Source organism: Streptomyces phyllanthi (assembly GCF_009377205.1).
In the GTDB taxonomy this organism is placed as follows: Bacteria; Actinomycetota; Actinomycetes; order Streptomycetales; family Streptomycetaceae; genus Streptomyces; species Streptomyces phyllanthi.
Genome location: NZ_VJZE01000938.1, coordinates 1 through 1023 on the forward strand (window position 1 = coordinate 1; position 1023 = coordinate 1023).

Below are 1023 nucleotides of genomic sequence, written 5' to 3' on the forward strand. Positions count from 1 at the left end.
GCTGGGCTCTGCGGGGAGCCGTGGGGCTCTGGGCGCTGCGCGAGGGAGGCGAGTGCCGTGGAGATACGGAGAGGGGAGAGACGCTTGCAGCGGAGAGTTGCTTACGGCGGCGCTTACAGCGGAGAGGCGCACACAGCGGAGATGCGCTTGCGGTGAACGCCACTGCGCTGCGGGGCCTATTTAATAAAGCAGTTGCGTTTCATAATCGACATCGAGCCATGGGGCGTCAAGAGACCGGCGCCCGGTTGTTCGTCGTGGTTCGTCGTAGGGTCACGGGCACAGGAGGTTGACCATTGACCACGTCCAGGGACCCCGGGGCCGCCGCCCCGCCGGAGCCGGATGCCGTCTGGCCGCTCAGCGGGGCCACGGAGCCGGGCCCGCCGGTCGGGGTGCCCGCGGTCGTGGCCGTGGCGGACCTGCGCGCCACCAACGCGGCGGCCGTGCTCGCCGCTGTGCGCTCGGCGGACCCGTACCCCCGGCTGTCCGAGCTCGCCGCGGCGACGAGCCTGTCCCGGCCGACCGTTGAGGCGATCGCCGAGGAACTCACCGACCGAGGCCTGATCGTGGTCGCCCCCGCCGTGTCCGCCCGTGGCCGGCGCTCCCCGGGCCGCCCGGCCCGCCGCTTCCGCTTCCGCTCGCACGCGGGATTCGTCGTCGGCGTCGACGTACGGCCCCGCTCCGTCACCGCCTGCCTGGCCGACCTGGACGGCGAGCCGGTCGCCGTCGAGCGCCGCGCCGTCCGCGCGGACCTCACCGGCCCCGCCCGCGCGCGAGCCGTGACCTCGTTGATCCGGTCGGCCATGGACAGCGCGGAGGTGGACGTATCCCGCGTCTGGGCCGCCACGGTCGGCACCCCGGGACTGGTCGACCGGAACAACACCCGCGTCCGCCAGTCCGACAACCTCCGCACCTGGACCGAGGTCGACATCGTGGGCATCCTCCGCGACCACCTCGGCTGCCCGGTCGCCGTCGAGAACGACGCGAACCTGGCCGCGCTGGGCGAACAGTGGCGCGGGGTGGGCC

At 73.5% G+C, this 1023-nt stretch carries 1 protein-coding gene; it reads left to right on the plus strand.

Features of this window, described 5'->3' with window-relative positions:
• Window positions 1-293: 293 nt before the first annotated feature.
• A partial coding sequence (locus tag FNH04_RS46255; protein ID WP_152792184.1) for an ROK family protein occupies window positions 294-1023 on the plus strand: 730 nt, incomplete at its 3' end.